The 22,481-nt window shown below is 49.5% G+C and carries 21 protein-coding genes; 3 read left to right on the forward strand and 18 right to left on the reverse strand.

All coding sequences use genetic code 11. The features are described 5' to 3' along the window. Window positions 1-245 precede the first annotated feature (245 nt). From DWX65_RS07985 to DWX65_RS08015, 6 genes are all read right to left on the reverse strand, one after another. The gene (locus DWX65_RS07985) at window positions 246-1,904 is read right to left on the reverse strand and encodes a recombinase family protein (protein ID WP_161145559.1); all 1,659 of its coding nucleotides are present in this window, start codon (window positions 1,902-1,904) and stop codon (window positions 246-248) included. Window positions 1,905-2,023: 119 nt separating this feature from the next. Further along, window positions 2,024-2,710: a DUF6870 family protein gene (locus DWX65_RS15360; RefSeq protein WP_205123935.1), complete on the reverse strand. Its 687-nt coding sequence runs from the start codon at window positions 2,708-2,710 to the stop codon at window positions 2,024-2,026. A gap of 47 nt (window positions 2,711-2,757) precedes the next feature. After that, a complete protein-coding gene (locus DWX65_RS08000; protein WP_002604473.1) occupies window positions 2,758-3,000 on the reverse strand; it encodes a helix-turn-helix domain-containing protein in 243 nt (80 codons plus the stop codon). Further along, a complete protein-coding gene (locus DWX65_RS08005; protein ID WP_002604474.1) occupies window positions 2,984-3,421 on the reverse strand; it encodes a sigma-70 family RNA polymerase sigma factor in 438 nt (145 codons plus the stop codon). Before DWX65_RS08005 ends, DWX65_RS08000 begins: the two co-directional genes overlap by 17 nt. 473 nt (window positions 3,422-3,894) lie before the next feature. Then, the gene (rlmN, locus tag DWX65_RS08010) at window positions 3,895-4,878 is read right to left on the reverse strand and encodes a 23S rRNA (adenine(2503)-C(2))-methyltransferase RlmN (RefSeq protein WP_002584956.1); all 984 of its coding nucleotides are present in this window, start codon (window positions 4,876-4,878) and stop codon (window positions 3,895-3,897) included. A gap of 16 nt (window positions 4,879-4,894) precedes the next feature. Next, window positions 4,895-5,080 (reverse strand): cysteine-rich KTR domain-containing protein, encoded by a 186-nt coding sequence (locus DWX65_RS08015; protein ID WP_003431289.1) that lies wholly within the window; start codon window positions 5,078-5,080, stop codon window positions 4,895-4,897. 386 nt (window positions 5,081-5,466) lie between these two features. Between DWX65_RS08015 and DWX65_RS08020 the strand changes: the two genes are divergently transcribed. From DWX65_RS08020 to DWX65_RS08030, 3 genes are all read left to right on the forward strand, one after another. Next, complete coding sequence (locus tag DWX65_RS08020; protein ID WP_002584957.1) at window positions 5,467-5,823, forward strand: helix-turn-helix transcriptional regulator; 357 nt, start codon at window positions 5,467-5,469, stop codon at window positions 5,821-5,823. A 201-nt stretch (window positions 5,824-6,024) separates the two neighbouring features. Next, window positions 6,025-6,354 carry a plasmid mobilization protein gene (locus DWX65_RS08025; protein WP_002584958.1) on the forward strand — a complete coding sequence of 110 codons (330 nt, stop codon included), beginning with the start codon at window positions 6,025-6,027 and terminating at the stop codon, window positions 6,352-6,354. Continuing rightward, a complete protein-coding gene (locus DWX65_RS08030; RefSeq protein ID WP_021749504.1) occupies window positions 6,315-7,649 on the forward strand; it encodes a relaxase/mobilization nuclease domain-containing protein in 1,335 nt (444 codons plus the stop codon). The genes DWX65_RS08025 and DWX65_RS08030 overlap by 40 nt, the downstream gene beginning before the upstream one ends. A gap of 201 nt (window positions 7,650-7,850) precedes the next feature. On the opposite strand, the gene DWX65_RS08035 is transcribed toward DWX65_RS08030, so the two are convergent. From DWX65_RS08035 to DWX65_RS08090, 12 genes are all read right to left on the reverse strand, one after another. Beyond that, complete coding sequence (locus DWX65_RS08035; RefSeq protein WP_002584960.1) at window positions 7,851-8,060, reverse strand: transposon-transfer assisting family protein; 210 nt, start codon at window positions 8,058-8,060, stop codon at window positions 7,851-7,853. Between the two features lie 4 nt (window positions 8,061-8,064). Further along, complete coding sequence (locus tag DWX65_RS08040; protein ID WP_118173199.1) at window positions 8,065-11,412, reverse strand: YodL domain-containing protein; 3,348 nt, start codon at window positions 11,410-11,412, stop codon at window positions 8,065-8,067. Window positions 11,413-11,538: 126 nt separating this feature from the next. Beyond that, the gene (locus DWX65_RS08045) at window positions 11,539-11,907 is read right to left on the reverse strand and encodes a cysteine-rich VLP domain-containing protein (protein ID WP_007860200.1); all 369 of its coding nucleotides are present in this window, start codon (window positions 11,905-11,907) and stop codon (window positions 11,539-11,541) included. Further along, complete coding sequence (locus DWX65_RS08050) at window positions 11,904-13,979, reverse strand: type IA DNA topoisomerase (protein ID WP_118173200.1); 2,076 nt, start codon at window positions 13,977-13,979, stop codon at window positions 11,904-11,906. The genes DWX65_RS08045 and DWX65_RS08050 overlap by 4 nt, the downstream gene beginning before the upstream one ends. Continuing rightward, window positions 13,976-14,716 carry a DUF4366 domain-containing protein gene (locus DWX65_RS08055; protein ID WP_118173201.1) on the reverse strand — a complete coding sequence of 247 codons (741 nt, stop codon included), beginning with the start codon at window positions 14,714-14,716 and terminating at the stop codon, window positions 13,976-13,978. The genes DWX65_RS08050 and DWX65_RS08055 overlap by 4 nt, the downstream gene beginning before the upstream one ends. Beyond that, entirely contained in the window at window positions 14,706-14,972 is a 267-nt protein-coding gene (locus DWX65_RS08060) for a DUF4315 family protein (RefSeq protein ID WP_003508256.1), read from the reverse strand. Before DWX65_RS08060 ends, DWX65_RS08055 begins: the two co-directional genes overlap by 11 nt. Before the next feature lie 21 nt (window positions 14,973-14,993). Beyond that, window positions 14,994-16,961 (reverse strand): C40 family peptidase, encoded by a 1,968-nt coding sequence (locus DWX65_RS08065; RefSeq protein ID WP_118173202.1) that lies wholly within the window; start codon window positions 16,959-16,961, stop codon window positions 14,994-14,996. Continuing rightward, window positions 16,958-17,914, reverse strand: a complete 957-nt coding sequence (locus DWX65_RS08070; protein WP_118173203.1) for a DNA-methyltransferase — start codon at window positions 17,912-17,914, stop codon at window positions 16,958-16,960. Before DWX65_RS08070 ends, DWX65_RS08065 begins: the two co-directional genes overlap by 4 nt. Further along, window positions 17,911-20,307, reverse strand: a complete 2,397-nt coding sequence (locus DWX65_RS08075; RefSeq protein WP_118173204.1) for a VirB4-like conjugal transfer ATPase, CD1110 family — start codon at window positions 20,305-20,307, stop codon at window positions 17,911-17,913. The genes DWX65_RS08070 and DWX65_RS08075 overlap by 4 nt, the downstream gene beginning before the upstream one ends. Next, window positions 20,267-20,659: a PrgI family protein gene (locus DWX65_RS08080; protein WP_007860207.1), complete on the reverse strand. Its 393-nt coding sequence runs from the start codon at window positions 20,657-20,659 to the stop codon at window positions 20,267-20,269. The genes DWX65_RS08075 and DWX65_RS08080 overlap by 41 nt, the downstream gene beginning before the upstream one ends. A 1-nt stretch (window position 20,660) precedes the next feature. Further along, window positions 20,661-21,557 carry a hypothetical protein gene (locus DWX65_RS08085; RefSeq protein ID WP_007860209.1) on the reverse strand — a complete coding sequence of 299 codons (897 nt, stop codon included), beginning with the start codon at window positions 21,555-21,557 and terminating at the stop codon, window positions 20,661-20,663. Between the two features lie 16 nt (window positions 21,558-21,573). Continuing rightward, window positions 21,574-22,425, reverse strand: a complete 852-nt coding sequence (locus tag DWX65_RS08090; protein ID WP_003431220.1) for a VirB6/TrbL-like conjugal transfer protein, CD1112 family — start codon at window positions 22,423-22,425, stop codon at window positions 21,574-21,576. Between the last annotated feature and the right edge of the window lie 56 nt (window positions 22,426-22,481).

Below are 22,481 nucleotides of genomic sequence, written 5' to 3' on the forward strand. Positions count from 1 at the left end.
TGTGCTGCTGTCTCCGGCTGTGTATTGTTATCTGCCGGAGTTACTGCTGTTTCTGATGATGCTGGCTGGGCTGGATTTGCCGGCTGTGCCGGCTGGGTTGATTCGGCTGGCTGGGTTGGTTCGGTTGGCTCGGTCGGCTCAGTCGGTTCGGTTGGCTCAGTCGGTTCGATTGGCTCAGTCGGCTGGGTAGAGCCGTGTATTTATGCACAACATTAGATTTTCCTTTGTGTTGAGTAGGCAAGCCGTTAGATTGCCTTGTTCTCAATCACTCGGATAACGTTGTGGTTATTCTCAATGTAATCAATAATTCGCTGGTACTCGTCGGCAAAATTGAAGTCAACCGTTATTTCCCCGTTCTCATGCACCCAAACCGCTTTTACGAGTTCAACCATAATCCCGCGGTTAAGGCTCTGAATGTTTTTGTATTTCAGAAAGGCGGTTAGATACGGGTCGTCGGTTCCGATACCATCAGCCATTACCTGCATTTCCTCTTTCAGATAGGAGATGTTCGCTTCAAGCTGTTGTATCTGTTCTGCAATCTTGCCTTTCAAGCGGCGATATTCCTCTTTGGTAATCTCACCGCTTTTCCAATCAAGGTACAAGCTGTCGGAAGCGTCATTGTACTGTTTTAGCTGCTTTTCTGCCTGTTTCAAGGAATGGGATAATCTCTTGCTTTCCCGGTTGATAACAGGCGCGTTGTTAATCCGTTCAATTTCTTCTGCAAGCCGATCTACAAGGGCAATTTGCATTTGCAACGCTGCCAATACCGCGTTTTCCAACTTGTCTTGCCGGATAGAATGTTTGCTGCAAATCTTCTTATCGGTGTAGCTACGGCAAGAGTAGTAGGCAATATCACGGGCGGTTTTGCGCCGCATGGCCTTTTTGCAATCCGCGCAACGGACAAAGCCGGACATGAGATAGACTTCCTGTTTGCCGGGGGCTGTCCTTGTGTCGCGCTTATGTAGGGCTTGCGCTTTCTCGAATGTTTCCCTGTCAATAATCGCTTCGTGTGTGTTGGGGACGACAAACCATTCTTCTTCGGGGACGTTGATCTGCTTGTGTACTTTGTAGCTTATTACGCGGTTACGGCCTTGCACCATTACGCCCGTATAAACTTCATTTTGCAATATCCTTGCAATCGTGCTGGCAGACCACAAACCATCGTTTTTGTCGGAATTAGGGTTGTTATACTTAAAGCCTTTTTTCTTCTTATAGGCTTCGGGGTTCGGCTCTCCCATTTGGTTAAGCCGCTTTGCAATCCCCATTTTACTGTACCCCTCATTGACAAACCAATGGTAAATGCTTTTGACAACTTCCGCTGCTTCTTCATCTACAATCAAGCTGTTTTTGTCGTTTGGGTCTTTCTTGTAGCCATAAGGGGCAAACGCGCCTATGAACTCGCCGCGCTCCCGTTTCATCTTGAATGTTTTGCGGATTTCTTCGGAAGTGGTCGCGGCAAACTGCTCATTGAACATTCCCCTAATAGGTACTTCAAGACCGCTTGCAGAATGGGGGTTAGCGTAAGTGTCAATAAATGGCGTGCCTGTGCAAATAAACCTTGCGCCGTGAATGGGTATGAACTCCTCCAAAAACTTTTGTTGATCGGCAAGGTTGCGGAAACCGCGTGCAAGGGATTTGATAATCATGCAGTTTACTTCTTTGCGGACAATGCAGCCCTCAAGCCGTTTGAAGTTTGGTCGCGCTGTGTCGGTGCCTGTCAATCCGTCGTCGGCAAACACGTCTACAATCACATAGGTTCCCGGCTCAAAATAGCTGTCTACAAAGTCGCGGAGTATCTTTTCTTGGTTGATAACACTCTCGCTTTCGTCCTCGTTGTCGTCCTCTCTGGATAGTCGAATGTATAGCCCAATTTTCCAAAACGGCTCTGCATAACTGCGTGCCATTTTGTCTTTGCGTATGCGGGGCATTATACCTCCTTTCCCCCTATAATTACGAGTTAATTATACCATTTTCGCCCCGTAATCACAAGGTCTTTACCCGTAGAGTTAGGGAAAGTCGGCGGTTATTTCAGACTTAAAAAGTAATCACACAATGATTGCTTTAGCGTTCTATCCTCTGCGACAAACCGTATTCTTACGGGTGTATCACCACAAAGAAAACAGTATGGATTTACAATCTGCTCAAAGTAGCTTTGCATTTTCTTTGCTGCTGGCAAAGAACTGTCAATATGGATATTACGAATATCAACCAAAGTGCTGCGGTCAACCTGTGTAATATCAACATTTCTCATTTGTTGAAGTTGTAACTTGGTAATCATCTTCTTTCCCTCCCGGTTAGCGGCATAGTACAGAATATGCGCTCCGGCTTGTACGATATGAGAAATAAGGCTGAAACGGGCGGTTGTTAGCTGCAACCTCACGGGAGTTTCACCCCGGCCCATGCTTATGGGTGCGCCGCGCAATACTTTGAGGGTGTTCAACGCGGGAGTATCATTGTGCCGCCTTGTATGTCGTCGCCCACAAGCTGCTAAACCTGTTTTACGGCGCGGTAGTTGTCGCTCGACTTTTCCCCGTAGGGGAAAAGCTGTCATGGCGTACCCGCCGACTGGCTCGATACAGACGGAATGTACCCGTTGCCTGTTATGCTGCGCACCAAAGGTCGCTTTCTTTGTCAAGTTACAATAGGCTTTGTCGGCCTGCAAAAGCACATCAACAGCGGATATGCTTTTGCGGAACGACAAATAGCCCATAACGGGAATCGTGGAAAGGGGACACGCTCCCCGCATGGGCTAAAAGATTATCCTACATGAAAAGCAAGGGTGCGGGTAATAAGGCGCACTTGCAGCCTGTTACGCATTTCCTCGTCCACATAGGAATAGGTATTGCCCGCGTCGTCTTTCAGCGTGCGGGTACAAAGTTTCGCTATGTAACCCTCGTAATGCTTCAAGATCGCGCACATGGCGGTTGTGTCGCCGTTTGCCGCTGCGGAAATGACAGGGAACGGCAACAGATTTTCAGACTTCCTAACGGTATTCATCATCTGCTTTTCCCTCCAAATACTGTTTGATTTTCGCAAGCGCGGATTTCCTGTGCCGGAAAACCGTCGTGCGTACAACATTCAGCAGTTCGCCAATTTCCGCGTCGCTCATATCCAAGAAGTAGGACAAAAGGATAATGTCGCGTTTCCTTTCGGGCAAAGCGTTAAGGGCTTCGGCAAGCAGTTCATTTTTGACGAGTACATCAAAGCCGGACACTTGAAAACGGAAATAATCGCTTTCGTATTCGTCCGTTGTGAAAAGCTGCGCGAGTTCGCTTTCGCTCAAATCCGAAAAAGTAACTTCGCGTGCTGCGCGTTTCGCAAGAGTGCGGCGGTGGCTTTTCGCTTCGCCGACCAAAGTTTTCTTTGCTAATGCGTCGTACTGATGTTGTATTCTTTCCTTGTCGGAAGAAGATAGCTCCATAGAGTTCACCTCCTTCCCGCGTGGAGTAGAGGACGGGAGTTAAGGGCTTGTCCTCTCTGCCCCTTTCGCTCCGTACCCGTTCGGGAGATGGCTCTTGAGTGCGCTTTTCAGAAAAAAGTTGAAAAAAGCAAAATGCGCCCGTCCGCAAGACGCGGACGGGCGCAAAGGAAATGTAAGCAGTAGCTAAATGTATTGACAGTTCACATTCATAGCCGGAATATCCCGCTTGCGGAGCATAGCTTTTTTTGACCGCAAAGCATTAGGCGGGTTACAGTAAATAAAAATGGACACGGCGATACCTCCCCGATACCGCCGTATCCTTAAAAAAGGGCGACTTTAATACACTACCCGCAATCCATTCTATAATAGGGAACAGCGGCTTTTGCGCAATATTAAATAAAAAAGCCGATAACACATAGGTTTTTTGACCTAATGCGTTATCGGCTCTGCGTCTATGCGTCTGGCACTTTTAATCATTTTTTTTTGAATTTATTATATGTGTTAGCTAACTGTCCACAAGCCGCGTTAATCTCTCTGCCATGAGAAACTCTCATAGTAACTTCAAGTCCTGCTTGCTCTAATTGATGTTTGAATGCAACTATTTCCCGTTTCTGTGGTGCTTTAATTCTTGAATTGCTTGTTGGGTTGTATTGTAACACGTTAATCATAACTTTTTTGCCCCGAAACCATTTTGCAAGTTGTCTTACATCTGAGGGCCGGTCATTTATACCCGGTAAAAGCAAATACGCAAAGACAATTTTGCGATTATGCCTTTCAGAATAGGATAAGGCTTGCTTAACAACATCTTCAATAGCATATATGCGCATGTGAGGAATAATACGATTTCTTGCAGATTGTGTTGCTGCGTGTAAAGATATTGTCAACTGAATTTTAAGATGTTCCTCGCGCAATTTTTTTAATTGATCGACCGGACCAACTGTTGATATGGTAATGCCGTCGGTTGGAAAGTTGAGCCCATATCTATCTCGGAGAATATGGATTGCTTTTATCAAGTTGTCATAATTGAATAAAGGCTCTCCCATACCCATAAAAACGATACGGTTTACTTTTCGACGCAACAATATAATCTGTTGTACGATTTCTGACGATGTTAGATTACGAACAAAGCCATTTCGCCCGGACTCACAAAAAATACAACCAACAGGACAACCGACTTGTGTGCTCACGCAAACAGTTCCACCATCTCGCCGCTTGATAAAAACCGTTTCAATGTATTTGTTGTCTTTCAGTTCGTAAACATACTTTTCAGTATCACTGCTTTTGCAAATATTTTTTACCAACATTGATAGATTTTTTTTGCGTGGTAATTGCTTATATAATTCTTCATATAAGGCTTTTGCTTCATTCTCGCCAATAACTTCCGACATTTCTTTGTAAGTAAATCCGTATGGATCATTCCGTACTTCCGCAGGCGTATATTTAGGTAAACGTTTCATTTTTATATCCTTTCTTCTAAATAATAAAAGTTTGTTTTTCTGTATTTTTGATTACAATCTCTAATTTTTCTACATCAATGATATGCGTCAATTTGCATTTAGGGCAGAAAAGAGGAAAATCTTTTAATACAGTATTATGAAATACTTGAACTCTCGTCTTTCCGTTACAAATCGGACATTTTATCCAATATTTTTTAAGCATTATATTTCACTCGTCCTTTTTACACAAAAAATGCAGGTCAATCCTCAACATGAGCATTGACCTGCATTTATAATGCACAGAGCAGTACAACAAAACTAAGGCATAGCTTGCACTATATCTATACGTCGTTAGTTTTTTGTATAGCATCCGCAAAATAAGCATGACAAAAAAGCCCATGTTGAAAATGGGAAAATCCTTTTTTTCAATGCTTATCTAATACGCATGCTATGCAACATAAACGCCGCCTCCTTTTACATAAATTTTATTTTATCAGAAAATCAGTCTACTGTCAATACACAACAGGAAGTATTTAACCTAATGATATGAATTGTGTGGACATATCCAAAAAGAAAGGTGAACTGTAAAATGTAACAGGGTGAATGAAAATGGCAAAAAGACCCGTACCATTGTACGACTTTAAGGCTTTCGGGGCAGCTATAAAAGCCGCGAGAAATGAATACGGCGAGAGCCGCAAAAAGGTAAGCGACGAGTTATATATTTCCCCGCGCTACCTTGCGAATATCGAGAACAAGGGACAACAGCCGAGTTTACAGGTATTCTATGACCTTGTAACCCGGTATCATATTTCGGTAGATCAATTTTTCTTCCCGAACAGCAATGCGGAGAAATCCACCGGGCGGCGGCAGCTTGACGCGCTGCTGGACGGTATGAGCGATAAAGGCATACGGATTGTAACCGCAACAGCAAGGGAGATAACGGAAGTCGAAAAAGCAGAGGATTAACCTCACAATATGAGAAATCGGGAGATTGCAGCGCATGGCGGCTGCAATCTTTTTTTGCGTCCAAAATCAAGGGAATGCGCAACAAATACCGCCTTTCGGTAGGGGTATGGAGTAGATAGCAAGCACAGCAAACGAGTACCCGTTTGCGAAAAATGCTTGTTGGGATAATCCCAAACCCTTATACCGAAAGGCGGCGCGGAAATGGAAAACCGAAAGAGAAATATCCAAATGAAGTTTTACGTTACGGAAGAAGAAAAGCGGCTGATCGACGAGAAGATGAAGCAGCTTCCCATAAAGCAGTATGGGGCATACTTCCGCAAAATGGCGATTGACGGGTATATTCTTGTCGTTGACCGAAGCGACACAAAAGCATATATCCGGGAACTGCAAGCGGTGAGCCGGAACATCAACCAAATTGCAAAACGCGCCAATGCGACGGGGACGGTTTACAGGCAGGATATAGAGGACATTAAAAAGGCGGTGGACGAGATATGGCGGTTACAAAGACGCACCCTATTAAATCAACCTTAAAGGCTGCGATAGACTATATCTTAAATCCCGAAAAGACAGACGGGAAGCTGCTTGCGTCCTCTTTCGGCTGCGGGCTGGAAACCGCCGATATTGAGTTTGCATGGACGCGGGAAGCTGCCGGAGATCGCGGCACACATTTAGGGCGGCACTTGATACAATCCTTTGCGGTGGGAGAAACCACACCGGAAGAAGCGCACAAAATCGGCATGGAACTTGCCGGGGCGGTATTAGGCGGCAAGTATGAGTTTGTTTTGACAACTCACGTCGATAAAGACCATCTGCATAATCACTTGATTTTCAACGCGGTTAGCTTCGTTGACTACAAAAAGTACCATTCCAACAAGCAAAGCTATCACTTTATCCGGCGCACCAGCGACAGGATATGTAAAGAGCATGGGCTATCCGTCGTCGTACCGGGACAGGACAAGGGAAAAAGCTATGCAGAATACACCGCCGAAAAGCAAGGGACAAGCTACAAAGCAAAGCTGAAAACGGCGATAGATACTCTCATTCCCCAAGTGAAAGATTTTGACGAACTGCTGCGCCGCTTGCAGGAAATGGGGTATGAAATCAAACAGGGCAAATACATTTCCTTTCGCGCTGCCGGACAGGAACGGTTTACCCGCACAAAGACGCTCGGCGCGGCCTATACGGAAGAAGCGATAAAGGAGCGTATCAAGGGCGTGTATGTTGCCAAAACAAAAACGCTGCGGGAAGATAAGAAAATCCGGCTTGTCGTCGATCTTGAAAACAGTATCAAAGCCCAACAATCGGCGGGCTATGAACGGTGGGCGAAAATCCATAATCTGAAACAGGCTGCGAAAAGCATGAACTTCTTGACCGAAAACAAGATTGAATATTATAGCGACCTTGAAAGCAAAATTGCGGATATTATGACCGCCCATGACGCGGCGGCAAAGGCGGTTAAGGAAGTGGAACAGCGTATGTCTGATTTGTCGCTGCTTATCAAGCACACCACCACATACCGACAGTTAAAACCGATTTACGATGAATACCGAAAATCGCCGGACAAGGAAAAGTATCTGCGGGGGCATGAAAGCGAAATTATCCTGTTTGAAGCTGCGGCAAGGGCATTAAAGGAAATGCAGATAAAGAAGCTGCCCGATCTCGCCGCGCTGCGCAAGGAGTATAGAAGCTTAAACGACAGGAAAACCAAATTGTATGAAGATTATCGGCAAGCCAAGAAGCAAATGCAGGAATACGGCGTTGTCAAAAAGAACGTCGATAGTATTCTTTACCCGTCCCAAAGCAGGGCGCGGGAGCAGGAGCGATAAGGCGCAAAACATGGGGTGGCAAGTGGAATGTTAAGGGCTGAAAACGCCTGTGTTTCTGCGGCTTCCAGCGCATGAAAACGACATAGACGATAAAGTATATTCAAACCCGCAAAAACGGCTTTCTAATTGTCCACGCAAGGACAAAAAAAGAACAGGGGCGCGGTGCCGGAAATCGGCAACCGCGCCCCTGTTCTCTATGGGCTATTCCTCGTCGGTCAAGATAAACTCCCTTTCGGAAAACTCGCTGTCCGTCATGGCTTGCAGCTTGTTCACCGCTGCGGCGGCAAGCTGGCGCATATCCTCGTCCATGTAGGGCATGGCGGCAAGGATATTTTCAAGCGTTGTTTCCCGGCTGTCCTCGGCGTAGATCGCAACAATGTTTTCTTCCTCAATGGTAAAGCGGGTATTCATGCTATCAAACCTCCAAATCCTTTTTATGCTCTTTCTGTTTATCTTTCGGCTGCTGCGCCGCCTGTTTCTTGTATTCGTCCAGCTTCTTCAAAATGGACGGTTTTTTCTGCGGCTGTTCCCGTTTCTCGGCTTTTACCGCTTTTGCAAGGTCGGTAACGGAAATCGCTTCCCCCGCCTTTGCCCGCTGCTCAAAATCTGCAACGGTGGGCGTTTGCGGCGTATTGTTGATAAGCCCGTCAAAATTGTTGTCGTTCTGCTCTATGGTGTCCTCGACGTGCTTTAAGGGATTATCCCGCTGCGGCTGCTCGGCGGCTATGGCATAAGCCTGTGTGCCATTCCCCATAATGAGATACTTCCCGTCCTCCGACGCATGGTGAAAACCAAATCCCGCCGCTTCGATCTGTTCACGGCTCATATCGGTAATATGAAAATTGCCCCTCGGCGTTCTAACGGTTTCACCCGTCAAAAGGCTGTCGGGGGTCGCTTCCGGCTGCTGCTTTTCAAGCTGCCCGTCCTTGTAGGAATATCCTTGCGCCGCGATTGCTTCAAGGGTCTTGCCCGTAACGTCGCCATAAATCCGCTTGTCTGCGTCAACCAGCATTTGCAAAGTGTCTTGTACGGTGTCGGACAAGGCTTGCTGCTGTTCGGGCGGCAGCTTGTCAAATACGGGGGTCTGCTGCTCCTGCAAAAACTCCGGCACTTGCTGAAAACCGATACTGTCTACATAGTGGGCGGTGTCCTCGTCGTTCTGATGAAGCACAACAATGTCGGAAACGGAAAGGCTATGCCCCTTAAAGTCGGCGGGGTGGTCGATATTAAACCTTTCCCAAATGTCGCCCAGCGTCATATCCTTTGTAAGCGGTGCAGTATAGACGAGTTCATAATTTACCCGGTCAATGGTAAGTCCAGCCGCTTGCAGACGGTCATAAGGCTCAAAGCGCAAGTCCCTTGTTTCGTCCCCGCGCTTTAACTGATAAATGGAAAAGGTATCGCCCTGCTCCTGCTCGGCTTGCCGCTGCTGCTGCAACTCGGTAAAATGCCCCTCAATCTCGGTAATGAGTTCCTTTGCGGTGGTCTGTATTGTTTCAAGGGACGCTTTTAACTCGGTCATTTCCTTGCCGCTGCTCCAACCAGCCACATAGCCGAAAGAGTAATCGGAAGTATCAAGGCCGAAATGCTGGCAAACCGTATAAGCGACGCTTTCCGCTTCTACCTCGCAGGTATGGCGGTCAACGCGGTTTTGCTGCTCCGGCGGGGCGTTTAAGTCTACGTCGTGCAGCTTCGCATGGGCGATTTCGTGAATGGCGGTCTTTACCGCCTGTAATTCACTCACGCCCTCTTTGATTGCAATACGCTTGTCGGTCAAACTGAAATACCCATTTGCGCCGTTTGTGATCTGCTCAAATGCAATCGGGACGGGGGACGCTTTTTCAAGGGCGGCGAAAAAATCCTCGTACTGCTCCACATCGGCAAGCAGCGGTTTAACGGAAAGGTCGGGAAACTCCTTGCCCTCGGTCTGCGAAATATCAAAGACGGTTATAACCTTAAAGGCGGGGACGGTGATTTCCTTTTCTTCCTTTACCACTTTTCCCTCGCGGTCAAGCATGGGCTTTCTCGTTTCGGGGTCGATTTTATCAACCAGCTTTTTCACCTTGTAGGGCGCGGGGGCAAAGATTTTAATGCCTTTCTCGCCTTTCTTTACATGGCGGTCAAACTCCTTTTCCCATTGACGGAAGCCCATTACCAAATTGCCGCCCTGCATAGCAATTAGGATAGTGTTATTCAAACTATAATCATGGAACTTTGACATAGCGGTTAGAAACTCTTTGTAGCGGTCGCTGTCAAAAATCGCCTGTACGCCCTGTTCCAAACGCGCGGTGATCTCCTTTACCTTTTCGGCGGGCTTTTCGGAAGTAAGGATAATGGGGACGACGGGGCGGGGCTGCTGCGGCTCTGCGGCCTGTGCGTCTGCTTGCTGCGTTTCGGCTGCGTCCATATAGGCTTTGTCCTGTTCGCCGCGCTCCGGCTGCGGGTAACTCATAATGCGGTATTCTTCCGGCACTTCGCGCCCCTCAAACTGACGCTCCCACTCGTCGCCGCTTTCCACGATATAGCCGTACTCGGTAAACGCGCCTTTTTCCTGCGCGGCAGCGTTCCTGCCAAAAGTAGAAAGGTCAATGCCGCCTTTCCATTCTTCGGGCATTTGTACCATGCCGGATTGATTTAAGTAATAGTCGCCCAAATCGTGGTAGTTATGTACTTCGGGGATATGGACGTAAAAATCCACGTTGTAGGTGAAGTCAATTACCTGTCCAATATTTGCAAGCCCGTTTTTCTGCTGCAAAGCTGCGTTCAGCTTGCCAACCTCGGCGGGGTCAAGCTGTTCGAGCTGCGCCGCAAGAAAATTGAGTTCGTCCACGTCGGCGGCGCATACCATTTCATAAGGCAAAGCAATATGTTTCTCCGGGTCGTCGGAATAGCCGCGAATGGAAAAATCCTGCGGGTTGTCTGCGGTAATGCCTACGTTCCGCATAGCTTCGTGTAACTGCTCCTTTGTGGCAGGCATATCCAGCCAATAGCCGCTTGGGTCGCCCGCTTCAAAGCGGCTGCGGTTGCCTATCATAATAGAAAACTGTTCGCTCATGTGTTCACGCTCCTTTTCCTGCCCGGTATTTTCGGGGATAGCTGCCGCCTGTTGCTGCTGCGGGGGTTCTTCGCCCTCTATGGTGTAGTCCGGCATGAGCATACCGTTTACTTTGAAATAGTCGGCGTACTCCTGCGGGATAGGCGGGGAGATTTCCGTAAACAAGCGGTCATACGCTTTGATACGCCCATTCAGATACTTTTCCATAGCCGCCTTATCGGTGAAAACCTTTCTATCTTGTCCGGCAATCTTCGCTTGGGTTCTGCTTGGGCTGTTGGTGCGCACGCTCCATGTAAGCGTCCATGAATACGGGATAGATTTCTGCGCTTCTTTGTCATAGCGGGTATTCTCGTAAATGTAGTAATTCATCTGATATACCCGGTTGCTGCGGGTATATCGGTCATATTCATTTTTCTGCCACTCATTAGCGGTGTGCTGGACGTGCGGCGTTCTCACATATTCAAGTGCTTTATCCAGCAAAAGCGTTTTCCCCGCCTGTTCTTCCCATGCGGCGGCTTGCTCCTTTAAGCTGTCAAAAATCGCCTGTTCTGCCGCCGCGCTTTCGCTGCGCATGGAAAGTAGCTGCGCAATCGGCAAGGAAGCATAAGGGGCAATATCTCCGTCCTTTGCTTCAAAATATATCCGGCGTTCTATCCGCATGGTTTCGGCGGCTTCTAATTTGTCATGGTCGTATGAGGTGTACGGCATATTGTTTCATCACGTCCTTTCTCGGTCATATAAGGGTTTGGGACTATCCCAACAAGCAAAATGCCCGCGCCGTTCCAAGAGCAGCGCGGGCATTTCTCGCAAACGGGTACTCGTTTGCTGTGCTTGCTATGTAGTTGTTTTTATCCGTAAACGCCTGTTTCTCTCGCTTTCCGCTTTCTGCCTGCGGCGTATCTTTGCCGCACAATCGGGACAGTATTTCGCCCGATTGCTGCCCGCCGCAAACGTGCTGCCGCATACCGCGCAACGCTTCAAATCGGTTTCCCCGCTGCGGGTGATCTGTTCGCAAAGCTGCCTGTCTGCGGGTAAAACCGCTTCGCGGAAATAACGGCATAACAGCGAATAGCTGATACTCTGCACACACACGCAAGTTTCCCCGTCGTCCAATAGCAGACAGTTCCCGCAATCGTTGTTGGCGCACGCGGCGCGGGTCATTTTCTTAACGGCTCGATACTGCTTTTCATCAAGCCTAATCATTTTCGGTTCTGCTCGACGCGGAAGTTTACATACTTGCCGCCTGTGTCGGCAAGCAGCACAACCCCGTCAAAGGTCTTTCCCGTTTTGGTGGAGTACATACCCTTGATTTTTACCTTTCCGTCTTTCAAAAGGGCGGCGGCAATCGCCTTTGTGAAAGTCTTTTTGCGCTGCTGAAAGAACAAGTCATTTTTCCACATGACAAAGCTGCAAGCCCTGTCGGAACAGTAGTAGTTTTTCTTGCCCTCGTAAACCGTCGCGCCGCAACGGGGGCAAGTGCCGATTGCTTCCCGCTGCGGGGTAAACAGCTTCGCTTTATCTTCGGAAATCGCGGAATAGGTTTTGACAAGCCCCGCTGTCATTTCCTCAATGCTGCGCATGAAATCGTCCGGGCTGTCGCTGCCTTTGGCAATCCCGGTAAGGCGGGTTTCCCATTCTGCCGTAAGCTGCGGGGACGTAAGGACTTCGGGCAGGATAGCGGCAAGGTTATACCCGTCCTTTGTGGGGATTAGCTTTTTGCCCTTGCGCTCGGCAAAGCCCGCACTAATGAGTTTTTCAATGATACCCGCCCGCGTTGCGGTAGTGCCTAACCCTTTGCGCTCTGCGTCCTCCGGCGTTTCTTCCTTGCCCGCGTTCTCCATAGCGGACAGAAGCGTATCTTCGGTATATGCTTTCGGGGGCTGCGTGTAACACTCGGAGATCTCCGCTGCCGGATTGTCAAAGGTCTGCCCCTCGGCAAGCGGCGGCAAAACGGTTTCCGGCTCTGCGTCCTCGTCCTGTTCCTCGGACGCGGCGCGGGACAGCTTTTCAATCTCACGCCACCCCTCGCAAAGCGTCGTCTTTCCCTTTGCGGTAAAGGTATAACCGCCGCAAGAGATAACCGCCGTAACCGCTTCATATTCATAGGGCGCGGCTGCGGCGCAAAGCAGCTTCGCGCATACAAGGGTCATAAGTTTTGTTTCGCTGTCGGTAAGGGAAGAAAAGCCCGTTTTCAAAAACTCGGCTGTCGGCAAAATAGCGTGGTGGTCGGTTACTTTGCTGTTGTCGCAAACCCTTGTAAGGTCTGCTTGCAGCTTCACGTCCCGCATAAAGGGAAGCAGCGAACAAAGCCCGGTAATGAGTTCCTTTGTGCTGCCCTCCATATCGGAAGTGATATATTTACTGTCGGTGCGGGGATAGGTCAAAAGCCGTTTTTCATAGAGGGCTTGCGCATAGTCAAGGGTCTGTTTCGCCGTAAATCCAAATAGGCGGTTTGCTTCCCGCTGCAAAGAAGTAAGGTCAAACAGTTTCGGCGGGGCTGCGGTCTTTTTCTCTTTTTTAAGAGAAGTGCAAACGGCCTGCGATTTCTCGCAAGCCGCTTTCATCTGCCGCGCCGCCGCTTCGTCGTCCTGCCTTTCGGAAAGGGCGGCAACGCCGCCAACGTCCAGCCGGACGACATGATATTTCTCTTTCTTAAAGCTGCTGATTGCATAGTCGCGGTTTACCAGCATTGCAAGGGTGGGCGTTTGCACTCTGCCGACATTCAATGTTTTATGGTAGAGGATAGAGAAAAGGCGGGTCGCGTTAATGCCAATGAGCCAATCGGCCTTTGCTCTGCAAAGCGCGGATTGATACAGGTTGTCATAACCGCGCCCGTCTTTGAGGTTTGAAAAGCCCTCGCGGATTGCGCTTTCTTCCATGCTGCTAATCCAAAGGCGGGAAAAGGGCTTTTTGCAATTCGCCTGGTCATAGGCAAAACGGAAAATGAGTTCTCCCTCGCGCCCGCTGTCGCACGCATTGACAATCTCGGTAACGTCGCTGCGGTGCATAAGGTCTTTGAGAATAGAAAACTGCTGCTCCTTGCCGCTGGCAACGATAAACCGCCACTCCTGCGGGACAATGGGGAGATCGTCGTACTTCCATTTACGGTACTGCTCGTTGTAGGTCGCCGCGTCTGCAAGGCTAATCAAATGCCCGACACACCACGACACAAGGTAGCCGCCGCCCTCATAATATCCGCTGCACTTTTCATTTGCGCCAATAACGGCGGCAATCGCCGCCCCGACGCTCGGTTTTTCTGCAATTACCAATTTCATAGATTTTCGTCCTCCTGCTCGGTCTGTTCGGTTTCGACTTCTTCCGTTTCCTCGTCGTCCTCGTCAAAATCAAGGTCGTCAAGGTTGTTGCTGCCTTTCGCCGCGTCCTTTTTGGACTTCAAAATCTTAAAGTAGTAGAACGCGCCGCCGCCCGCTGCGGCAACAAGCAGCACGACAAGCAGAATAGCACCGCCCATGCCGCCGCCTTTATCTTCCTCCGGCTCCGGCTGCTCGGTTTCTTCCGGCTCCGGCTCGGCTTCCTTGCCCGCGCACTCGCTCATGTTGACGCTGCAAACGGGGCAATCGGTGTTGACGCTTCCGGGGGCGCATTTTTCAGTACAGCTACAAGCGGGGGTTTCGGTCTGTTCGTCCTCCATAAGCTGCAAAAGGTCTTTTTCATCAACTTGATTGAGGAAATGGACGGTGTTTTCTCCGTCCTCGGCGCGGTCAATGATGATGTAAAAATAGTTTCCGTTTTTCGTCACGACGGTAATAAACTGTTTATCGCCGGACGCTTCGCCCGTTATGTCGTCCACAAGGCTCATGTTGCCCTCCGGCGTTAAGGGCTGCGGCTCATAGCCGCCCGTCGTTTCTTCCGGCTCGGTTTCGGTTACGGGGGTAGGCGGCTCGTCGCTCACATCACCGCCGCCCGCAAAAGCGGTAACAGAAAAGCCGCCCATGAGTACAAGGGCGGCAAGCAAAGCGGTAACGCTGCGGAACAGTTTTTTATGCTTCATCTTCGGTTTCCTCCTGTTCGTCGGTATAGTCTGCGTCCGGCTGCGGCAAGGCAATTTCGCCGCTGGCGTAAGCGGAGAGGAACGCGGCAAGCTGCGCCCCGTCAAGATGTACCGCTTTCACCATTTGAACGATCTGCGCGTTTTCTTCCTCGATTTTCTGCGCTTCAAGGTCTTTCAGCCTTTTTTGGTATTCAAGGATTTTCGCCCTCGTTTTCTCAATATCCCTTTCGATACGGTCAAGTTTCGTGTTTGCCATAGAAATAAACTCCTTTCAAAGTCAGTTGTAATGTAGCCGCCCATAGGCGTAAAAATGGGATTGCCAATAGCTTGTATCAAGTTTTGTGTATTGTATCGGGTCGCCACAATGCAGCATGACGGGGCTTCCGTCCCCGTCCTCGCCAACGTAGATACCCACATGAGATACCCCCGGCGTGTCGTATGTACCCGTAAAGAAAACCAAATCCCCCGGCTGCGGGTTGGAAACGCGGGTTGAAATGTTGTAAAGCCCTTGCGCCCCAAGTCTGCCCGTATTGTATAAGCCGCTGTTCGTCAGCACATAGCTAACAAAACCGCTGCAATCAAAAGAGGTTTCCGGGCTACTGCCGCCCCACACATAAGGAAAACCGACATACTTTTCCGCTTCCTCAATGAGCCGCGCAAACTGTTCATCTTCCAGATAGGCGGGCGGGATTTCATAATCCGCTGGCGGGTTTTCATAGTATTTTGAGATATAGCCGGATTGTGGGAAAAGATCGGGTCTGTTCCCAAGCGACGACATATACATAGCGTACATGGATAGCTGTTCCTCGCCCATAATGTAAACGGGAACATGGGAGAGGTTGAAGTTTTCCAAATCCACATTGAGAATGTAATAGTTATAGGGTACTTCAACGTCGTATTCGTTGCCCTCGCTGTCCGTCCTCGTTTCGGTGCGGTAGCGTACCTCGACTTCTTCCGTAACCGTCAAGATATACTGTTTATCAAAGAGCATTTCAAGGGTGCTTTGCGCTTGATCGAGAGTAAACACGCCCTCATGCCAAGCGGAGAGGATAGAGATTAGCACATACGGGTCATGCTCGATCTCGTCAGCCGTTACCCGGTATTCGTCATAGCCGGGGTATTCGCTTTCGATGTTATCCAGCATATCCTGTAACTCGGCTTCCATAGCGGCATACGCGCTTTCTGCACCTGTAATATCCGCGTCCTCGGAGAGATAGGACGACGCAATCAAGCCGCTGCCGCTGTTGCCGCCAAACAGGGAACAAGAGGACAAGCCGCCGAAAAACAGAAGCACGATAAAGGCAATCCCGCCCACAATCAAACAGCCTTTCCAATGCCGGACGACAAAGAACGTCGCCCGTTTGGTTTCCTGCGCGGTTTTTTTCGCCGCCTTTGCGGTGGCTTCGGCGGTCTTTTTCACCTTGCCGCCCGTTTTCAACGCCTTTGCATACTGCTTTTTAATGCGCTGCTTTTGCCAAAACCGGGAAATCGGGTTGGAGTGCGCAAGGGCGGGGTTATCATGCAGCGCCTTTTGATAGAGAAAATCGGCGTTTGCCTTTGCTGCCTTTTTCTCGGCTGCTGCCGCTGCCCGGTAGGGTTTCAGCTTATGGCTGCGTATGCCGCGTTTTACCGCCCGCGTCGTCATGCCGCCCGTTTTCTCGCCCACAAGTTCTATCCTGTGTCCGCTTTCCACACCGACGTTTTCTTTCTCCACCTCATAGATTTTTCCATGTACGGCGGCGTCCAACTCCTGCGCCGGACGGGATAACGGGTTATGACGCAACTTGCCATTTGGGGGCTTATCCGTCTTTTCAAAAGCAAGGCGCGTCTTTGCTTTGCCTTTGGCTTCGTCAAAAACGCGCTCTTTTGTGATTTTCGTCTTTTTGGGGATAGCTGCCCGCGCTTTGTCTAAGCGGTCAGCCGCCGTATCGGATTTTTTGATTGCCTTTTGCAGTTCCGGCGTTGCCCGTTCCGCTTCGGAAAACTGCAAGCGGGACGTATGGGTTTTAAGCTGCGCTGCGTCAAGGGTCTTTTTCTCCGCGCCCTTTTCTAAATGGCGGCTAACCTCTGTGCCGATACGTTGGGTCGCTTTTTCCGCTGCTCCCGCTGCGGGGGCTGAATAGTTTTCCTCCGGCGGTCTTTCGCTGATACTCGTTGTTTCGCCCGTCGTAAGGTTTTCCGCAACCGCCCCGTTGCGGGTCATTTTCTGTGTTACCTTGTCGGGGGCTTTTAATTCCTTGCTCAATGTTCATCACCTCCAATACGCTGTTTTGCAAGGGTGCAGTATTCGGGGTTGATCTCTATACCGATATAGCGGCGGGAAAGGCTTTTTGCCGCCGCTGCGGTCGTGCCGCTGCCTAAAAACGGGTCAAGCACAATCCCGCCGACAGGACAGCCCGCCAAAATGCACGTTTCCGCAAGTTTGGGCGGGAACGCTGCAAAATGCCCGCCGCGATAGGAAGCTGTGTTGATCTGCCAAACGTTGCGGCGGCTGCGGACGGGGGAAATCATTTCGTCGGTGTATGCGCCTTTCCTGCGGGGACGGTTGATTTTCTGCGGCTGGTTTTGCCCCGGAACGGTAGCGGCATATTTGTTGCCTTTCCCAACTCCGCTTTTCAGCCGTACCGCCGTTGTGGGGGCTATCGGCTCGGCTACTGCTTGCCAATCGTAGTAATATTTCTTCGACTTGGTAAGCAGAAACACATATTCATAGCAGCGCGTCGGTCTGTCCCGCGTGCTTTCCGGCATGGCGTTCCCCTTATGCCAAATGATAGAACTGCGCAAATACCAACCGTCGCCCCGTAAGGCAAGGGCTACAAGCCACGGAATACCGATTAGGTCTTTCGGCTTGCAGCCGGGGGCGCGGTGGTTTACCGCCACTTGCTGCCCGTTTCTGCCTTTGGGATATTTCGGGTCTTGGTGGTCGGCTTTGCTGCCTGTACCGCAATAAGTGTCCGCGATATTCAGCCAACAAGTACCCTCCGGCGTAAGCACCCGCTTTACCTCGCGGAAAACCGCCGTAATGCGGGAAACATATTCCTCCGGCGTTGCTTCCCGCCCAATCTGCCCGTCTGTGCCGTAATCGCGCAAAGCGTAGTAGGGCGGGGACGTTACGCAACAATCCAAACAGTTGTCCGGCAAGGTTTGAAGCACCTGCAAGCTGTCGCCGCAATAGATTTTATCCGTTTCTATCCTCATGCTGACACCTCGCCGGGCTTGGTCGTCATCACGCAGTAGAGTTCCGTATCTTTCGGGAAACGGTCAATAAAGGGCAAAATCACGTTGCCATAGAAGATAAGTCCCTCGCCCGCTTCGGAATGGGTTACATAGGTCATTTGCTGCTGTGAAATGTTAAGCTGCTTGGCAAGGATTTCCCGGTCGCCCTGGGCTTGGTTGAGCATATAGACAAAATCGCTGTTTTCAAAAACATTTGAAACTTCTCTGCTCGTCAAAAGGTCTTTGACGTTCTGTGTGATACCTGTCGGAATACCGCCCCACTTCCTAAAACGCTTCCAAATCTCGACGCTGTATGCTGCGGTCTGTTCCTCTTTCAAGAGCAAATGAAACTCGTCGATGTAATACCGCGTCGCCTTGCCCTCGCTGCGGTTTACCGTTACTCTGTTCCATACTTGGTCTTGGACGATAAGCATACCGACTTTTTTAAGCTGCGTACCGAGTTCCTTAATATCAAAGCAGACAAGGCGGTTATGAATGTCAACGTTTGTCCTGTGGTTAAAAATGTTCAAGCTGCCGTTTACATAGAGTTCCAATGCCGCCGCGATACGCTGCGCTTCCTTTTCCGGCTGCTTCTTGATCTCGTCGTAGAGGTCGCCCAAAATCGGCATATTCTCCGGCTTCGGGTCGGCAAGGTAGTTGCGGTACACGCTGATAACGGCGCGGTCAATCAAGGTCTTTTCGACAGCTTCCAGCCCGTTTTTACCTCCCATAATCAACTCACAAAAGGAAAGGATAAAATCGCTCTTTAAGGCTATGGGCGTGTCGCCCTCGCTGTAATTGAGGTTAATATCCATAGGGTTAATGTACTGCGTGCTGTTCTGCGAAACCTTGATAACCTGTCCTTTCAAACGTCCGACAAGGGGGTAATATTCGGCTTCGGGGTCGCAAATGATTATGTCGTCGGACGTGATAAGAAAAGCGTTTGTGATTTCGCGTTTTGCAGAAAAACTTTTGCCGCTGCCCGGTGTGCCGAGTATCAAGCCGTTAGGATTTTTCAGCTTCTTTCGGTCGCACAAAATCATGTTGTTGGAAAGGGCATTTAAGCCGTAATACAATGCTTCGCCGCTTTGGAACAGCTCTTGCACCGTAAAGGGAACGAAAACGGCGGTGCTGCTGGTCGTCAAGCCACGCTGGATATGGATAAGGTTTTCCCCCAACGGGATAGAGGACATAAGCCCCTGTTCCTGCCGGTAGTCAAGGCGGGTCAAAATGCAGTTATATTTCTGTGCGATTGCCGCCGCCCCAAATACTTCGTTATCCAATTTCTGCTTGGTATCCGCAAAGTTTAAGACAAGCAGCGTGAGCAGAAACATTCTTTCGTTGCGGCTCTGCAAATCGCGGAGTAGGTTTTTGGCTTCCCCGCCGTAGGTGGCAAGGTCGGACGGAATAATATCCATGTCGTACCCGCTGCGGATTGCTTTCTTTTGCTCCTCAATCTTCATGCGGTCAAGGTCGGTGATCTTGCGCTTAATCGTCTTGATTGCTTCGTTGTGGTCAATACTCTGAATGTGCAGATTGACGATAATTCCGTTTTCTGCGTCCATGAAGTCGGCAAGCATACGGTCGGAGAGTTCCGGCGCGACGATCTGCAAAAAGGAAACCGCACCAAATTTGCCGCCCATTTGAAACATTCGCCCGTCGCCAAATCGGAAAGAGGACGGGGCGATAAAGTCCTTGACGGAAAGCCCGCTTGCGGGTAGCCATTCCCACGCAAAGTTAAAGCGTTCCCCGTCCGGGTGAAAAATCCCATGCAGCACTTCAAGACGCTGTTTCCCGTCCAACACCCGCGCCGCCGCGCCGATCACCTTAAAATGGTTGAGGGTGTCCGTTTCAATGCGGGCAAGACGCGCCCGCGCCGATCTAATGTCCTTTGCTTCAACGGTAAAGGTGAGAAACTTGGTTTTGATAAGCCCGTTGTTTCCGCGTTCAAGCTGCGTCCTAAGCATTTCGGTGTATTCTGCTCTGATACTGTCGAAGTCGTCATTCTGCGGTGCAATCGTGATACTGTTCTTAAAATCGTCCTTGTTCGCATGGCGGCTGATTAGGGAAAGCTGCACGCTGATAGAAGCGTCGAACGAGTTATACATATCGCAAAGGGCTTCAAAAATGGCGGTTTTGTCGTCCGGCTGCGCAAGCTGATAATTTATATCCTCAAACTCAATGCACTTGGAATACCGCCCGTTTGCAAGGCGGCAAATCCCGTCCTTATACATTCGCTCAAACGGTATGCTGTCCTGCGCCGTATGGGGCTTCCCGTCGCCCTTTGCCTGTCGGATAAGGGTATCTATCTGTTTTCTTTCCTGTCGGGAAAGTTTACGCTTTTCGTTTTGGGTGTTTTTCTTTTCCTTTGACAATCGCCCGTACCTCCTTATCTAATTGCTCTTGCCGCGCAAGGGCGGCATAAAAATTGTTGGTCTGATAAGGTCGCTCTTTGGGGCGAAGAAACTTCACTTCCACAAATTGCCGAATAATCACTTCCAGCGGTTGCCCGTTTTTCTCGTACATGGCAAGCAAAAACATAGGCAGCATGGCAAGCACCATGCACAATGCCGCTGTGGTTGTTCCAACGCTGTCTTTTACCAAAAAGAACAGCGGCAGTCCGATTGCTACCGCCGCGCTGAAACAAATTAGCTGTCGTTTCGTAAGGTTGAACATTACCTTGCTTTTGATTTTTGTTAAGTCCTTTGGGACGGTTACATACGCCATTTCAAACCTCCTTTCTGCCCGGAATGTAATCTTCAAAACGGGGGACAGCATAGAAAAGCCGTTTGTTATTTACCCACCGTTGCAAATGGCGGGTAACAGGCGGGGCGGTTGGACGCTCGTAAATCATCACATACGGGTCAAAGCCCATAGCCCGCAAGGTGTTCACGCGGTATAAATCCTGTTCGTGAGTGCTGCCGTAGTTGGTAAGAACATACACGCGCCGCTGGCGGCTGCTCTTAATGGCGGTCAAATCCAAAAAACGTTGGAAATACCCGGTTAAGTCCTCGTCGGGATTATCCCATGCAAAATGTACCGCTTTTATCCGTACCCGATTTAACAGGCTGACATTATCCCTGTTCACAAGGCGAATATCCAGCCCTTGCGAAAAATCCACCCATGCGCGGCTTCGTATAAGCTGCTCAATGAGATTTTCATGGTCGGGACAGGCAAGCAGATTAGCGTCCATGATTTTTATTTCCGGCTGCCATTTCCAAAACTCGGACAAATCCGCAACCTTAACACTTTTGCGTCCCTCTTTACTGCTGACAATGCAAAACCCGCAATTTCTCGGACAACCCCGGCTTAAAAAGCCGTAGGCAATCCCGAAAAACTGCGGGTAGATAGAATAATCCGGGTAACTGTGTTCCACTTCCGGCGGCAAGCGGTTTTTCGTGTCGTAGCCCGTACCGCCGAAAATAACTTGTTCCGCGTTGGTAACGGTTATCGTGTCTTTGGAATAGGTGTCCGTAAAGACGCGGCTTTTATATACAAGGTCGTACCGCCCCTTTGCGTTCCACCATTCCACCGTATGCCCCTTTGCTTTATGATACGCGGATAGCTTCATCAAGCAGAGGTTGGGGAAATTATGGCTGTCAACGTCGATTAAACCGATTTTCAAATCATAACTCACCCCCTTAATGTGCCGAAAAGACGCTCTTTGCAAGGCTTCCCGTTTTGAAAAGCGTAAAGCACAAGAGGACGGTATAGCCCATGCAAGCCCAGATCGCGCCGGAAATGTCGTCGGTCGCTGCGATTGTTTGTATCAACACCGCATAAATGCCGACACACACCAAGATCAGAAACGCCTGAAAACCAAGCGCAAGCAAAGATTTTAAGTAATTCTGTCCCATGCTGCCCCATTCGTGATTTACCATTGTTGCCATCGGGATAGGGGCAACGCTCGTTACAAGATATATTTCAATCATGCGCCCATACACCACAAGCATAATGCAGATTGACAGGGCTTTCATGGTAAGCCCTACAAAGAGGGATTGAAACCATAACCCCAAAAGACCGCCCACGCTCATAGCGTCGAGTTTTGCTTCAATGTCGGTAATGACGGTGGTAACGTCTATGCTTGTATCGGATATGATAACCCCCGCGCTCTGATTGACGACGCTCTGCGTAACGTCGAAAACTCCCATGACGATGTTCCAAGTGTTTGTTACCAGCAGCACCGCAACAAAGGTCTTAAAAATCCATTTGAAGAAAATCCAAGTGTCGAGATCGTGCAGATTGTTTTTTTCAATTACAAGCTGGATTAGTTCATAACACATGACAAAGGTAATGATAACGCCCGCAATCGGTACAATGACGTTTTCCGAAAGGCTGCGTATCATGTTGAATATGCCCGCGTTCCACCCGGCGGGGGTCGTGCCGACTTGTGTTGCGATTTCTCCAACCTCTGTATTTACGCTGTCAAACAAGCCGGAAAGGTTCGATAAAATCCCGTCTGTCAAAATGCCGCGAAACCAATCTTCAATCATCTGCCATATCAAAAGTTAATCCCTCCTTTCCCGCGCCCTCCCGTTTCCGAGAGGGC

The sequence above is a fragment of the Roseburia sp. AF20-18LB genome (assembly GCF_003461185.1).
GTDB classification, from domain to species: Bacteria; Bacillota; Clostridia; order Lachnospirales; family Lachnospiraceae; genus Roseburia_C; species Roseburia_C amylophila.

Coding starts and splice junctions, on each gene's coding strand:
- DWX65_RS08005 (WP_002604474.1), bottom strand. CDS start 3,421: ATGGAGCTATCTTCTTCCGACAAGGAAAGAATACAACATCAGTACGAC.
- DWX65_RS08000 (WP_002604473.1), bottom strand. CDS start 3,000: ATGATGAATACCGTTAGGAAGTCTGAAAATCTGTTGCCGTTCCCTGTC.
- DWX65_RS08030 (WP_021749504.1), top strand. CDS start 6,315: ATGGCGGTTACAAAGACGCACCCTATTAAATCAACCTTAAAGGCTGCG.
- DWX65_RS15360 (WP_205123935.1), bottom strand. CDS start 2,710: ATGGGCTATTTGTCGTTCCGCAAAAGCATATCCGCTGTTGATGTGCTT.
- DWX65_RS08035 (WP_002584960.1), bottom strand. CDS start 8,060: ATGAATACCCGCTTTACCATTGAGGAAGAAAACATTGTTGCGATCTAC.
- DWX65_RS08070 (WP_118173203.1), bottom strand. CDS start 17,914: ATGAGGATAGAAACGGATAAAATCTATTGCGGCGACAGCTTGCAGGTG.
- DWX65_RS08020 (WP_002584957.1), top strand. CDS start 5,467: ATGGCAAAAAGACCCGTACCATTGTACGACTTTAAGGCTTTCGGGGCA.
- DWX65_RS08045 (WP_007860200.1), bottom strand. CDS start 11,907: ATGATTAGGCTTGATGAAAAGCAGTATCGAGCCGTTAAGAAAATGACC.
- DWX65_RS08025 (WP_002584958.1), top strand. CDS start 6,025: ATGGAAAACCGAAAGAGAAATATCCAAATGAAGTTTTACGTTACGGAA.
- DWX65_RS08090 (WP_003431220.1), bottom strand. CDS start 22,425: ATGATTGAAGATTGGTTTCGCGGCATTTTGACAGACGGGATTTTATCG.
- rlmN (WP_002584956.1), bottom strand. CDS start 4,878: ATGAAACGTTTACCTAAATATACGCCTGCGGAAGTACGGAATGATCCA.
- DWX65_RS08015 (WP_003431289.1), bottom strand. CDS start 5,080: ATGCTTAAAAAATATTGGATAAAATGTCCGATTTGTAACGGAAAGACG.
- DWX65_RS08040 (WP_118173199.1), bottom strand. CDS start 11,412: ATGCCGTACACCTCATACGACCATGACAAATTAGAAGCCGCCGAAACC.
- DWX65_RS08055 (WP_118173201.1), bottom strand. CDS start 14,716: ATGAAGCATAAAAAACTGTTCCGCAGCGTTACCGCTTTGCTTGCCGCC.
- DWX65_RS07985 (WP_161145559.1), bottom strand. CDS start 1,904: ATGGCACGCAGTTATGCAGAGCCGTTTTGGAAAATTGGGCTATACATT.
- DWX65_RS08060 (WP_003508256.1), bottom strand. CDS start 14,972: ATGGCAAACACGAAACTTGACCGTATCGAAAGGGATATTGAGAAAACG.
- DWX65_RS08080 (WP_007860207.1), bottom strand. CDS start 20,659: ATGGCGTATGTAACCGTCCCAAAGGACTTAACAAAAATCAAAAGCAAG.
- DWX65_RS08050 (WP_118173200.1), bottom strand. CDS start 13,979: ATGAAATTGGTAATTGCAGAAAAACCGAGCGTCGGGGCGGCGATTGCC.